Origin of the sequence: Pseudomonas sp. HMSC066A08 (assembly GCF_001813025.1) — a bacterium.
In the GTDB taxonomy this organism is placed as follows: Bacteria; Pseudomonadota; Gammaproteobacteria; order Pseudomonadales; family Pseudomonadaceae; genus Pseudomonas; species Pseudomonas aeruginosa.
In genome coordinates this window covers 22,512-35,038 of the sequence record NZ_KV811245.1, presented here as the reverse complement: position 1 = coordinate 35,038, position 12,527 = coordinate 22,512, and the positions used below count along the sequence as shown (strand labels likewise).

The 12,527-nt window shown below is 68.7% G+C and carries 11 protein-coding genes; 4 read left to right on the top strand and 7 right to left on the bottom strand.

The genetic code is table 11. The features are described 5' to 3' along the window. Positions 1–188 precede the first annotated feature (188 nt). The 3 genes from HMPREF2886_RS02930 (at position 189) to HMPREF2886_RS02920 (ending at position 5,272) form a co-directional block, all read left to right on the top strand. Positions 189–2,600 (top strand): glucose/quinate/shikimate family membrane-bound PQQ-dependent dehydrogenase, encoded by a 2,412-nt coding sequence (locus tag HMPREF2886_RS02930; RefSeq protein WP_003089344.1) that lies wholly within the window; start codon positions 189–191, stop codon positions 2,598–2,600. Between the two features lie 131 nt (positions 2,601–2,731). Then, on the top strand, positions 2,732–4,864 hold the full coding sequence (locus HMPREF2886_RS02925; RefSeq protein WP_070746779.1) for a TonB-dependent receptor family protein: 2,133 nt from the start codon (positions 2,732–2,734) through the stop codon (positions 4,862–4,864). 120 nt (positions 4,865–4,984) lie between these two features. Next, positions 4,985–5,272: a hypothetical protein gene (locus HMPREF2886_RS02920; RefSeq protein ID WP_003113759.1), complete on the top strand. Its 288-nt coding sequence runs from the start codon at positions 4,985–4,987 to the stop codon at positions 5,270–5,272. 12 nt (positions 5,273–5,284) lie between these two features. Here the strand turns inward: HMPREF2886_RS02920 and HMPREF2886_RS02915 are convergent, their stop codons facing one another. The 6 genes from HMPREF2886_RS02915 to HMPREF2886_RS02890 are packed head-to-tail and all read right to left on the bottom strand — an operon-like array spanning position 5,285 to position 10,671. Next, positions 5,285–5,920, bottom strand: coding sequence for a hypothetical protein (locus tag HMPREF2886_RS02915; RefSeq protein ID WP_070746777.1), 636 nt, complete (start codon positions 5,918–5,920; stop codon positions 5,285–5,287). Then, positions 5,907–7,451 (bottom strand): M48 family metallopeptidase, encoded by a 1,545-nt coding sequence (locus HMPREF2886_RS02910; protein ID WP_070746775.1) that lies wholly within the window; start codon positions 7,449–7,451, stop codon positions 5,907–5,909. The genes HMPREF2886_RS02915 and HMPREF2886_RS02910 overlap by 14 nt, the downstream gene beginning before the upstream one ends. After that, entirely contained in the window at positions 7,452–8,114 is a 663-nt protein-coding gene (locus tag HMPREF2886_RS02905) for a hypothetical protein (protein ID WP_003089328.1), read from the bottom strand. It abuts the gene before it with no gap. Further along, positions 8,111–8,782 carry a hypothetical protein gene (locus HMPREF2886_RS02900; RefSeq protein ID WP_070746772.1) on the bottom strand — a complete coding sequence of 224 codons (672 nt, stop codon included), beginning with the start codon at positions 8,780–8,782 and terminating at the stop codon, positions 8,111–8,113. The genes HMPREF2886_RS02905 and HMPREF2886_RS02900 overlap by 4 nt, the downstream gene beginning before the upstream one ends. Continuing rightward, complete coding sequence (locus HMPREF2886_RS02895; protein WP_070746770.1) at positions 8,779–10,236, bottom strand: M48 family metalloprotease; 1,458 nt, start codon at positions 10,234–10,236, stop codon at positions 8,779–8,781. Before HMPREF2886_RS02895 ends, HMPREF2886_RS02900 begins: the two co-directional genes overlap by 4 nt. A 6-nt stretch (positions 10,237–10,242) precedes the next feature. Beyond that, positions 10,243–10,671 carry a hypothetical protein gene (locus tag HMPREF2886_RS02890; protein ID WP_033978842.1) on the bottom strand — a complete coding sequence of 143 codons (429 nt, stop codon included), beginning with the start codon at positions 10,669–10,671 and terminating at the stop codon, positions 10,243–10,245. A gap of 287 nt (positions 10,672–10,958) precedes the next feature. On the opposite strand from HMPREF2886_RS02890, the gene HMPREF2886_RS02885 reads away from it, so the two are divergent. Continuing rightward, positions 10,959–11,813, top strand: a complete 855-nt coding sequence (locus tag HMPREF2886_RS02885) for a helix-turn-helix transcriptional regulator (protein WP_003122741.1) — start codon at positions 10,959–10,961, stop codon at positions 11,811–11,813. Between the two features lie 12 nt (positions 11,814–11,825). Here the strand turns inward: HMPREF2886_RS02885 and arsH are convergent, their stop codons facing one another. Beyond that, the gene (arsH, locus tag HMPREF2886_RS02880) at positions 11,826–12,518 is read right to left on the bottom strand and encodes an arsenical resistance protein ArsH (RefSeq protein ID WP_003117819.1); all 693 of its coding nucleotides are present in this window, start codon (positions 12,516–12,518) and stop codon (positions 11,826–11,828) included. Positions 12,519–12,527 lie beyond the last annotated feature (9 nt).

Sequence of the window (12,527 nt, the reverse complement as noted above, 5' to 3'; positions counted from 1 at the left end):
CTGGTGGCGGGGATCAAGATCCAGACGGTGTTCTAGGCTATTGCTTCGGACAACCGCGATTCGGTCATGGCCAGCGGCCATTTCTTCAGCGCCGCCCAACGCGGCGCGGCGGGCTGAACAGCCCGGCGTGCAGACGTAATAGGAGAGTAAGCAATGCCTGTCATCAACCCCGAAGGGAGTACCGGACGATGAGCGAAGGTAACCGCAGTCGATCGCGCCTGCTGCCGAGCCTGCTCGGCCTGTTGATCCTGCTGTCCGGCCTGGCGCTGCTGGCCGGCGGCATCAAGCTGGCGAGCCTGGGCGGCTCGCTGTACTACCTGCTGGCCGGCATCGGCCTGGCCCTGAGCGGACTGTTGCTGCTGCTGGGCAAGCGTGCGGCGCTAGGCCTGTACGCCCTGGTGCTGTTCGCCAGCACCGTCTGGGCGCTGTGGGAAGTCGGCCTGGACTGGTGGCAACTGGTGCCGCGCCTGGCCCTGTGGTTCGTCTTCGGGCTGCTGCTCTGGCTACCCTGGTTCCGCCGCCCGCTGCTGGCCGACGGTCCGGCGCCACTGGGCACCGCGGCGCTGGGCGTGGCGGTGGTCCTGGCCGGCGCCGCCGCGGTGGGCAGCCAGTTCACCAATCCGGGGCAGATCGTCGGTCGCATCGACCGCGACAGCGGCATGACCAGCACCGCCCCGGCGATGCCGGACGGCGACTGGCAGGCCTACGGCCGCACCGAGTTCGGCGACCGCTACTCGCCGTTGAAGCAGATCACCCCGGCCAACGTCGGCCAGCTCGAGGAAGCCTGGCGCATCCGTACCGGCGACCTGCCGACCGCCGACGATCCGCTCGAACTGACCAACGAGAACACCCCGCTTAAGGTCAACGGCATGCTCTACGCCTGCACCGCGCACAGCAAGGTGCTGGCCCTCGACCCGGACACCGGCGCGGAAATCTGGCGCTTCGATCCGCAGATCCAGAGCCCGGTAGGCTTCAAGGGCTTCGCCCACATGACTTGCCGTGGCGTCTCCTACTACGACGAAGAGCAGTACGCCAGGAGCGACGTCGGCGCGCCGCCGGCGGCGCTCTCCGAGGCCGGCAAGGCGGTCGCCGCCAGTTGCCCGCGGCGCCTGTTCCTGCCCACCGCCGACGCCCGCCTGATCGCGATCAACGCCGACAACGGCAAGGTCTGCGAGGACTTCGGGGTCAAGGGCGCGGTCGACCTGACGGCCGGCATCGGTCCGTTCACCCCGGGCGGCTACTACTCCACCTCGCCGGCGGCGGTCACCCGCAACCTGGTGATCATCGGCGGCCACGTCACCGACAACGAGTCGACCAACGAGCCGTCCGGGGTGATCCGTGCCTTCGACGTGCACGACGGCAAGCTGGTGTGGAACTGGGACAGCGGCAACCCGGACGAGACCGAGCCCCTGGCTCCCGGCAAGTTCTATACCCGCAACTCGCCGAACATGTGGTCGCTGGCCAGCGTCGACGAGAAGCTCGGCCAGGTCTACCTGCCGCTGGGCAACCAGATGCCCGACCAGTGGGGCGGCAACCGCACCCCCGGCGCCGAGAAGTTCAGCGCCGGCCTGGTGGCCCTCGACCTGAACACCGGCAAGCTGCGCTGGAACTACCAGTTCACCCACCACGACCTGTGGGACATGGACGTCGGCAGCCAGCCGACCCTGCTCGACCTGAAGACCGCCGATGGCGTCAAGCCGGCGCTGATCGCGCCGACCAAGCAGGGCAGCCTGTACGTGCTGGACCGCCGCGACGGCACGCCGATCGTGCCGATCCGCGAAGTGCCGGCGCCGCAGGGTGCGGTGGAGGGCGACCATACCGCGCCGACCCAGGCGCGTTCCGACCTCAACCTGCTGCGCCCGCCGCTGACCGAGCGCGACATGTGGGGCAGCAGCCCGTTCGACCAGATGCTCTGCCGCATCCAGTTCCGCTCGCTGCGCTACGAGGGCCAGTACACCCCGCCGTCGGAGCAGGGCAGCCTGATCTATCCGGGCAACGTCGGGGTGTTCAACTGGGGCGGGGTGTCGGTCGACCCGGTACGCCAGATCCTCTTCACCAGCCCCAACTACATGGCCTTCGTCTCGCAGATGGTGCCGCGCGACAAGGTGCCCAGCGGAAGCAAGCGCGAGGGCGAGACCAGCGGCGTGCAGCCGAACACCGGCGCGCCCTACGCGGTGATCATGCATCCGTTCATGTCGCCCATCGGCCTGCCGTGCCAGGCGCCGTCCTGGGGTGACGTGGCGGGTATCGACCTGACCACCGCCAAGGTCGTCTGGCAACACAAGAACGGCACCAGCCGCGACAACACCCCGGTGCCGATCGGCCTCACCGTCGGCGTACCGAGCATGGGCGGCTCGATCACCACCGCCGGCGGCGTGGCCTTCCTCAGCGGCACGCTCGACCAGTACCTGCGCGCCTACGACGTGAAGGACGGCAAGCAGCTCTGGCAGGCGCGCCTGCCGGCCGGCGGCCAGGCCACGCCGATGAGCTACACCGGCAAGGACGGTCGCCAGTACGTGCTGATCGTCGCTGGCGGACACGGCTCCTTCGGCACCCGCATGGGCGACTACATCATCGCCTACGCCCTGCCCAGGCAATGACCCGCCCACCGGGAGCCCATAACCGGCTCCCGGCCTTCCGGGCCTCGGCCCGGAAGGGGCTTTGCCAAGGGGAGGCGCGTTCCCGCCCTTGGCAAAGCCCCTTCGATACCTTGCGATCCGCGGAACCCTGCATGCCGTCCCGACCCCGTCCCAGCTTCGTCTCCCACCTGTTGCCCGGCTCCCTGGCGCTCTGCGGCCTGGCCATCGCCTGCGCCGCCCAGGGCGAGGAGCGACGCAGCCTCGAACCCATGGTGGTGACCGGCAGCTACAACCCCAGCGACACCTTCGACCTGCCGTTCTCGGTGGATAGCATCGAGCGCCGGCAGATCGCCGACGGCCAGCTCGGCATCAACCTCTCCGAAGTCCTGCCACGGGTACCCGGCCTGGTGGTGCAGAACCGCCAGAACTACGCCCAGGACCTGCAAATCTCCTCGCGCGGCTACGGCGCCCGCTCGGCCTTCGGTATCCGCGGGCTGAAGCTGCTCGCCGACGGCATCCCGGCCAGCACGCCGGATGGCCAGGGCCAGGCCGCGACCCTCAACCTCGACGTCGCCGAGCGCATCGAGGTACTGCGCGGGCCGGCCTCGACGATCTACGGCAGCAACGCCGGCGGGGTGATCCAGATGTTCTCCCGCGACGGCCAGGGCGCCCCGCGGGTCGGCGCGGAAACCACCGTCGGCAGCGATGGCCTGAGCCGCAACCACCTGTACACGGAAGGCGAGGGCGACGGGGTCGGTTTCCTGGTGGATGCCTCGCGGATGGACACCGACGGCTACCGCGACCACAGCGCCGCGCGCCGCGACCAGACCTTCGCCAAGCTGAACTTCAGGCCCGACGCCGACAGCCGCCTGGCGCTGATCTACAGCAGCCTGGAACAGAACGACACTGAAGATCCGCTGGGGCAGACCTGGGACGCCTACAAGCACGACCCGCGCTCCGTCACCGCCAACGCCGAGCTGTACGACACGCGCAAGAGCATCGACCACCAGCAGGCCGGGATGAACTACGAGCGCTACTTCGGCGAGGCGACCTTGCAGGTCAACGCCTACGTGGGCAAGCGCAGTGTCGTGCAGTATCAGGCGATACCCAAGCAGATAGGATGCGAGAGTAATCCGCGTTGCCAGAGAAACGGCGCGGTGATCGACTTCGACCGCGACTTCCACGGTGGCACCGTGCGCTGGCTGCAACCGGTAAGCCAGGCGCCGGGCGAGCTGAACCTGACCGTCGGCCTCGACTACGACCAGAGCCGCGACGACCGTCGCGGCTACCAGAACTTCAACGGCGACCAGCTCGGCGTGAAGGGCGAGTTGCGCCGCGACGAGGTGGACACCGCCACCAGCCTCGATCCCTACCTGCAGGCGAGCTGGGCCATCGACGCCTGGACCCTGCAGGCCGGGGTGCGCCACAGCACCATGAAGATGGAGGTCGACGACCGCTACCTGAGCAACGGCGATGCCAGCGGCTCGCGGCGCTACCGGAAGAACACCCCGTCGTTCTCGGTGATGTACGCCTTCACCCCCGACCTGCACGGCTACCTCAGCGCCGGCAAGGGCTTCGAGACTCCGACCCAGGCGGAGATGGCCTATGCGCCGGTGGCGGCGAACGCGCCGGACGTCTTCAACTTCGGCCTCAAGCCAGCCACCAGCAGCCAGTACGAAGCCGGGCTGAAGGCGCGCCTGTGGGGCAATACGCGGGTCAACGCGGCGATCTTCCAGATCCGCACCGAGGACGAGATCGTCGTCGCCAGCTCCCTCGGCGGTCGCACCAGCTACCAGAACGCCGGCAAGACCCTGCGTCGCGGCTTCGAACTGGGCCTGGAGAGCGAACTGAGCGAGCACTGGAACGCCAACCTGGCCTATACCCGGCTATCCGCCACCTACGATTCGGATTTCGAGGCCGGCGGCAAGACCATCGGCAAGGGCAAGCACCTGCCGGGCGTGCCGGAAAGCAGCCTGTTCGGCGAACTGGTATGGAAGCCCGCGGCGGGCATCAGCATGGGCTGGGAAGGCATGTACCGCAGCCAGGTCTACGTCGAGGACAGCAACAGCGAAAAGGCTGCGCCGAGCTATGCGGTATTCAACTGGCGCACCCGCTTCGAGCAGCGCCTGGGTGCCTGGACCTTCCACCAGTTGGTGCGCCTGGACAACCTGTTCGACCGCCAGTACGTCGGCTCGGTCATCGTCGGCGACGGCAACCGGCGTTACTACGAAGCGGCCCCCGGGCTGTCCTGGTACGCGGGAGCCGGGGTCGAATACCAGTTCTGAAGTGCCGGGCGCGCTTGTTCGCGCTACCCGGCCAGCCCTTGTCAGCGTCGTCAATTCCGATTACTGTATTAATGTACAGTAATCGGAAATCGCCTGCCTGCGCGACAAGGAGCACCGATCATGAGCCACAACCTTGCCGAACTGCCGCTGTCCCGACGCCACGCCCTGGAGCGCGAGAAACAGGCCTGCCTGCGCCTCCACCTGTCCCGCAATCGTGCCAGCGAACGCCTGGAGCGCGCCGTGCGCGACGAAGTCGAGCGCCTGCTGGGGGCTCGCGAGCGCCAGGGAACCGGCTGGCCGGAGTGGGTCAGCGCGGAGCTCTGCGTGGCGGACGACCCGCTCTTCGTGCGCAAGGTGGTGGCGCGCCTGAAAGCCGCGGTGGACTGGCAACGCCAGCGCGCAGCCTGAGCGTTGCTCGCTTCAGGCACCGCTGCCGTCGCTCCCGGGCGCGCGATGATGTTGCAGGGCGCGCTGGCGATGGCCGGCGAGGATGTACCGGTAGACCAGTCGTGCGAGTGGCTCCAGTTCCATTTTCTGGCCGTTCAGCGCGGCGCCGCAGAGTGCCAGCTTGACCCGCTTGCCTCCGGCCACCGCACGGGCTTCGGGGCGGGCGAAAGCCCGCGGGTCGAAACGGGCATGGCTGTCGAAGCGCGGTGCCGTGCAATCGAAGGTGGTCGAGAAGGTGAGTTCCAACCAGCGCCCACGCTCGATCTCCACCGACTGGAAGGTGTACATCGGTACCTGCGGCGCGTTGGCGAAGGCGATGCTCTCCGGCGTCAGGGTGAGCGCAACCTGGCCGTGGCGCCGGTAGAGGAACACGCCCGCCAGGCAGGCGTACAGGCCGCCGCCCAGCAGCAGCGCGGCTGGCAGCCAGAACAGCCACTGGCCACTGGCCAGGCGCCAGGCGTGGGGCAGCGAAGCGAGCCAGAGACCGGTGGCGCCAGCCACCAGGCCAGCGAGCAGGGCAACGCAGGCGGTGCCCCGCGAGACCTCGCGGATCTCGCAGCGGGCTTCCAGCGGCGGCAGTTCGTCGAGGGTTTCGTCAGTTTCTTGCATGGGGATTCTCACAGGTCTTGCCGAGCAGGTCGGCGCTGAGCGCTCGGCTCAACGCCAGGGGGGCGCCGAACCAGACGCCCAGCGCCTGGCTCGGCGGTCGTGTCGGAACGGCCCGGCCGGCGGTCCCGGCCCAGGTGCGTTCGAAGCTCTCTCCCAGCGCCGTGCAGCGCAGGCCCAGCGGAGGGTGGGTATCCTGCGGATGGACCTGGAGTCCCTCCGCCCCGGGGGCCGGTGCTTCCAGGCCGGACTGGCCCAGGTAGACGTGGATGGCGTCCACCAGGTTGTCCGGCGCGCGCGCAGGAGCGAGCAGGCAGTGTTCGAGGAACGCCCGTATCGGCGCGCCGGCCGCCGCGCTGCGCAGCAGGGCCGAGGCCATCGCCGGCGCACCGGCCAGTTGTGCGGCGCGGCGGTCGGCGGCGAATTCGCGCAGGCGGCTCCAGTGGTTCACGGCGAGGCCGAAACGTTCGAGGAAGTACCCGGCCAACAGTCGCGCCGGTTCCAGTGCCGCACGTTCGAAGACGTTGGCTTCCTGCTCCTCGATGGCGGCCAGTTGGCTCGCGGCGCCCTGGTAGATCGGCAGGAAGCGCAGGCTGTAATGGGCGTCGCGGCCGGCGAAGTGGGCCAGTTCGTGAACGATCACTGCACTCAGTTCGGCGCGGTCCAGCAGGCCCAGCAACGGTAGCGAGAGGTATAGGCTGCGTCCTTCCAGATGCTCGCCGGAAGGTTGCAGGCAGACGCGGTTGGCGGTCACGTAGAAGCCGTCGCAGAGACCTACCAACAGGTGCTGCGGGGCTGGCGTGTCGAGGCGCGCCGCCAGCTCGCGCAGTAGCGTCCAGAGTTCCGGTGCATCCTCTTCGCCCAGCCGGCGGCCGATGACATCCAGGGCCGGCGCCGGGCGCAGGCGCAAGCGGCTGATCTTCGCCAGCATTTGCCACGCCGACGCCAGCAGGCCGAGAAGGATCAGCGCCACGCTCAGTTGGGTGCGTCCTTCGCTGACCGGAACCTGGCCGACCCGCCACAGCCCGAGGATCTCGAACGTTCCGGCACAGGCCAGGGCCAGGGCGAGCAGGCCGATCTGGGCGAGGAGCAGGCAGGGCAGCAGGCGTCGGCCCAGCTCGAACCACAGGAGCAGGCAGCGACGCGAGCGCAGTGCGCTGCGTGCGGCGCCGGCGATGCCGGCCAGGGAGACGGCTCCCAATACGGCGACCAGCGCCGCCAGGCAGGCTCCGCTATCGGCGAGGACGGCGGCGAAGCGATTCAGGCGCTGTGCGCTTCGTGTGTCGGCGAGTCGCTCGTCGAGCCGCGCCAGGGCCAGGTCGCGCACATAGGCCCGGCCGTCCACCCGGACGCTGGCCCTCGGCGGCAGCGCCCGCGCTTCGGCGAGCGCGCGCTCGACCCGCTGCTGCGCGGCGCCCAGTCGCTCGGCCTGCTGCTCGGCGCGCCAGGACTGCCAGGCGCCGAGCCCCGCCAGCAGCGCTGGAACCAGCACCAGGCAAAGCAGCAGCCTTCGCGGATGGACCGTGCCCTTCACTCAGCCCTGGCTGCGCAGTTGTTGCAGGTAGCGCTGGGCGTGGGCGGCCTGGATGTAGGCGTCGAGGATCGCCGCCATGTCGTCGCAGTCCAGCTTCTTGCCATCGCTCTGCAGGCCGGCCGACATGATGGTGATGCGCGGGTCCTTGCCTTTGAAGGCCATGGCCTGGGAGGCGAACACCTGGCGTACGGCGCGATGGGTCGGCAGCGGCGTTTCGGGCCGCAGGTGGAGGGTCTGGGTGGTTTGCAGCATGTCGGCCTTGACGCTGAAATCGATGACGTCGGCCAGCTCGACCGGAGCCGACAGGCTGTCGGCCCAGAGCTGGGTACGGGTCAGGCGCATGAAGGGGGTCTTGCCGGAGTTGCGATGCTGGTAGCCGAGGAACAGCCCGAACAGGCCGAGCAGCAAGCCGACGACGCCGACCCCCGGCTTGCCCTGGGAGAACCACATGCCGGTCATGATGAAGGGCACGATGCTCAGCAGCGGACCCAGCACCACGTACTTGCGGGTATTGGTGAACTCGGTGGCCGGCGGTACGTTGGCGATCACCCGCTCCAGGTGGGCGATGACCTCGGCGGTCTTCGCCTGGTTCAGCTCTTCGTGTTCGGCACCGAGGGTTTCGGCGAGGTTGGAGACGAGGTCCCGGGGTTCCTGGTTGCTCATGGAAATATCCTTGGAGTTGGGAGTGAAGAGGAAGCACTGGGCGGGATCTCGCCCAGTTGGCGGAGCCGGGCCTGGGCGCGGGCGATGTCCAGGTAGAGGTCGATGACCTCCGCGGCTTCCAGTAGCGACAGGTTGCGACCGTTGAGGCGCCAGCCGGGGGACAGCAGGCGAACCCGTGGGCCGTCCCGGCATTCGCTGACGGCACGCGCGGCGAACGGATCGAGCGGGCGCGTGGATGGTGCCGGTAGCGCCTTGCCGTGCAGTTCGAGGACTATCGCGGAGAACCAGACCCCGTCCTCCAGGCGCAGGTCGGCGACCTCCAGCAGGTCCAGCGGCGCCGACAGGCTGCGGGCGCGCAGGCGCCCCTGGCCGAGGACGAGGAACGGCGCGCTCCTGGCGTTGCGCTGCAGGCAGGCCAGGCACATGAGGAGGGCGGCCGCCGCCAGCAGGCACAGCGCCGCCGCCTCATGGCCGGGACCGGGGTGGTCGCGCAAGGTCCAGGCGCCGCCGAGCAGCAGCAGGCCGAGCAGGGCGGACAGCGGCGCCGCGCCACGGGCGGCGCCGATGCTTATCCGGTTGGGGACGCTGGCGACGAAGCGCCGCAACCGCGTGGCTTCGTCGCCCCTTGTCCCGGCGGGGCAGGGCGCTTGCGCGCCCGGCGGGATCACCGGCTTTCCCCGTGGCCTGCATCGAGCAGGCGGTTGAGCCACTGCGTGTCGTCGGCGCTGACGATGCGCCTTGCCTGCCGCAGCAGGTCGTCGTCGAGCGCCAGGGAAAGATCCGCGATCCGCTGGTAGGTCGGCGGATGGCTGTCGAAGGGGTGTTCCAGGCGGCGAGCGCTGTCGTGTTCGTCCAGTTCCAGGGAGTTCCCGCGCAGATGGTCGGTCAGCGCATGCACCAGGTTGCGCGTCTGCGGGCTGGCCAGCAGGCGTTCGATCAGTCCTGCCAGGGCGCAGGTGCGTAGCAGCGCGATGGCGAAGACCCGCGCGCCGGCTACCCGCGCCCCGACCTTGTCGGCGGCCAGTTCCTGGCGGCGATTCCAGTGCAGGTAGGCGCGCTCGAAGCGATCGAGGAAGTACAGCGCGGCCCACAGGCCCGGCTTGCCGAGCAGGCCGACACGCCCATCCTCGGGTGCGGCGATGCGTTCGATGCGCAGGCGCACCTGCCGCTGCAGGAGCGACAGGGATGCACCGTGGGCGGTGTCGCCGGCGGCGAAGTGACCCAGTTCGTGGCCGATGATCGCGGCGCTTTCGGCCTCGCTCATGACCGAGGCATAGGTCAGCGGGATGTACAGGGTACGCCCCTCCAGCGGAATGCCGCGGGGTGCCAGCAGGACCTTGGCCTGGGTGACGAAGTAGCAGTGCTCGATGCCGGTGACGACATGGTCCGGTAGCGGCGCTCCGGCGCGGTCGGCGATCTGTCCCAGCCATTGCCAGAGGCCGGGCGCGGCGACGCGGTCGAGTTCGCGGCCGAGCAGGTGGAGCACCGGTTCTTCCAGCGGCAGCAGTTCTCCGCGCAGGCGCCGCAGCATGAGCAGGCCGCCGAGGAACAGCAGCCACAGCGGCAGTGAGAAGAGCAGGGCGACGAAACCGTGACTGTGCCAGTGGCTGTAGCTCCACAGCGCTTCGTAGAGCAACTGGCTGGCCAGGGCGGCGACCAGCAGGCCGGCGTGCAACGGGACCAGTCGACCGAGGTGCCGCCAGGCCGGCGCGAGGTGGCCGAGCAGGTAGGCTTGCGAGCGCATCGAGCGGCGCCCGTCGTATTCCAGTTTCGCCAGCAAGGCGGCCGCGACCAGTGCCGACGCCAGCGCGCAGAGCTTGCCGATAGCGGCCAGCCAGCCGCGCAGAGCCAGCCAGGGATGGTCGCGGCGGATGGCCTCGGCGTCTTCGGCGAACTGGTGAAGATGACCTTCGACGCCATAGGCCGGACGGAACAGGTGACGGGGAATGGCGCCGGCGGCGTCCGGGTCGTTGCGCGCCGAGGCGCTCCAGTCGCGCATGAACTGTTCGTCGCGCAGGGTCGAGTCGACCCGGAAGGCCTGCACGGCGGACCAGGCGTAGAGCGCCAGGGGAATCAGGAAGAGGAACGCGAGCAGCCTTACCCGCAGCGTATCGTGGCTCATCCGCGTTTATTTCTGCTCGAGGTAGTCGGTCAGGAACGCCTGGGGCTCGCCTGCGGACGACAGCGCCTCGCTATAGGCGACCTGCCGCGTCTGCTGTTCGCCGGGCAGGTAGAGTTCGCCCCAGCCGTCGCGCACGATCAGGATCACATACTTGCTGCCGTTCAGTTCGGTGGAGTAGCGGCTGTCCCTGGCGCTCTTTTCCACCTTTACCTTGTGGATCAGGCGGTCCCAGTCGTGGTCCAGTCCTTCGACCTGCAACAGCGCTTCGCCGGCCGCCGCTTCGCCGATACGCAGGGTCCAGACCTTGAGCCCCTGCTGGCCCTGGTAGGCCACCACCTTGTCGGCGACTGGCGGCCGCGCCTCTTCGGCCTGCGCCGTGCAGGATCCCCACGCCAGTGCGCCCATCAGCAGTGCCGCAGTCCACTTTGCTATCATTCTCGCCCCCTTTGACAACGCGATGTAAAAAGGGCGCATCTATTAATACAGGCGCGAGCCACGAACAACCGAGGCGGCCGCTGCTCACAGGAAAAGCGTCGTCGCCCACAGGTTCGGTTCGATCAGCGCACGGAACCATCCTGGAAAGCCGCTGCCTGAACCGGTTCAGATGGTTGCGTCCCACCGATACCTACGCCATGGAAAGCTGGAATCCCTACCACGACACGGAGCTCTATTTCGACGCTCCTTCGCCCCTGTGCCAGTCGCAGATCCTCGACGCGCGCGAAATGCTCGGCAGCGCCACCGGTCACTACCAGGCGCGGACGGTGCGCCCGTCGATGCAGTATTTCGATTGCGACCTGAGCTTCACCGAGCCGCTGCGAACCCACAAGGTGCTGCCGGAAGGCCTGTGCATCGTGCAGATGTTCGACGGCCAGTGGCGGCACAGCGTCGACGGCGGCGAGCCTTATCTCTACAACCTGGGCGGTCCTTCGGTGCTCGGCACCGGCGAGCCGATGGAGGCCTTCGATATCCTGCCGGCGGGCAGCCGCGTGCGCCTGGGCGGGCTGCGGATCGCCGCCAGCTATCTGGAAGAGGAACTGGAAACCGGCGATGGCGCCCTGCGGCCGCTGGCGCGGCTGAAGGGCGACGGCGCGAGCTTTACCCAGTTGTCCCGTTGCGGCGCCATCACCGCCCTGTTCGAGCGCCTCTACCAGAATCCATACCGCGGCGCCCTCGGACGCCTGCACGAAGAGAGCCTGACCCTGGGCCTGCTGGTGGAGCTGGCCGCCTACCTGGGCGGCGCGGACCTTCGTCGCGCGCGCACCCCACGCGCCCAGCGCGACCTGGCCCATGAAGCGCGCCGCCTGCTGGAGGCGAACCTCGGTGAGCCGCCGGCCAGCCTCGAACTGGCGCGCCAACTGGGGGTCGGCGAAACCACCCTGCGGCGGATTTTCAAGAACGAGTTCGGTCGCTCGATGTTGCAGTACGTCCGCGACCGGCGTCTCGAGATCGGCCGGCAGATGGTCCGCGAGGGTCGCTGGCAGATCGCGCAGATAGCCTATCGCCTGGGTTACTCCAGTCCGGAAAACTTCACCCATGCCTACCGCGCGCGCTTCGGCCATCCGCCGGGGCGCGAGTGAGGCGGACGCGGTTCAGAGCGAACGCTGGTCGACCCGCGCGGAAAGCTGCTCGGCGCTTTCCTTGCGCTCCGAATAGCGGTCCACCAGGAAGTCCGTGCGCTCGCGCAGGAGCAGGGTGAACTTGAACAACTCCTCCATCACGTCGACCACCCGGTCGTAGTAGGGCGATGGCTTCATCCGGCCCGCTTCGTCGAACTCCAGGTAGGCCTTGGGAACCGAGGACTGGTTGGGGATGGTGAACATGCGCATCCAGCGACCCAGCACGCGCAACTGGTTGACCACGTTGAACGACTGCGAGCCGCCGCAGACCTGCATCACCGCCAGGGTCTTGCCCTGGGTCGGGCGCACCGCCCCGAGTGCCAGGGGAATCCAGTCGATCTGCGCCTTGAATACCGCGGACAGCGCACCGTGGCGCTCGGGCGAGCACCAGACCTGGCCTTCCGACCACTGCACCAGGTCGCGCAACTCGCGGACCTTGGGATGCTCCACCGGTGCATCATCGGGCAATGGCAGCCCGGAAGGGTCGAAAATCCGCGTTTCGGCACCGAAGCGTTCGAGCAGGCGTGCGGCCTCCAGCACCAGCAGGCGGCTGAAGGAGCGCTCGCGGGTCGAGCCGTAGAGCAGGAGGATGCGCGGCCTGTGCCCGGAGACGGGGGGCGGGTCGCCGAGCAGCGCGGGATCGAGGTTGGGTAGTTGTTCGGACATGCTTCCTCC